The sequence below is a fragment of the Comamonas sp. 14P8.1.4 genome (assembly GCF_057799285.1).
On the sequence record NZ_JBYOKN010000038.1, the window covers coordinates 1 to 588 of the forward strand.

Annotated in this window: 1 protein-coding gene; it reads left to right on the forward strand. The window is 56.3% G+C overall.

The features are described from left to right. Window positions 1-588 (forward strand): flagellin hook IN motif-containing protein (locus AC27VO_RS16525; RefSeq protein ID WP_488667808.1); only part of this gene is annotated, 588 nt, incomplete at both ends.

Genomic DNA, 588 nt, shown 5'->3' on the forward strand with positions numbered 1-588 from the left:
TTGGATGGCTCTTTCTCTGGTGCGGTGTTCCAGGTGGGCAGCCAGGCTGGTGACAACATCACCGTTGGCAGCTTGACCAACGCCACCGCTGCGGGCTTGAATGGCAAGGATCTCTCGTACGGAAAGTTCACAGCCACGGTGACGCAGGCTGACGATGCAGCGACCGTGGCAGTGGATGAGTCTGATGTGAATGACATCGTGACAGGCTTCGCGACCAAGATCGCGGATGGCGACATCAAGATCAACGACATCAGCATTGGTGAAATCGACACCGCAGCTTCGGCTCAAGAGCGCTTGGGTCAAGTGGTGTCTGCTATCAATGCCAAGACGGCAGATACCGGTGTCACCGCATTCTTGCAAGCGGATGACAACGGCTACCTGTCGATTGAGTTCCGTGGTGACGAAGACGTGAAAATTGAGTTGGCCGGTACGGGTGTTATTGCCAACAGCGGTCTGACAGCTGCGGATGCCACAACAGCGGCTTTGGGTAAGGCCGATAAGGCAGTGGACGGCGTGGGTGCACTGTCTGTGGAAACACAGGCTGGTGCATGGGAAGCCATCAAGAAGATTGATGGCGCCATTGACCAG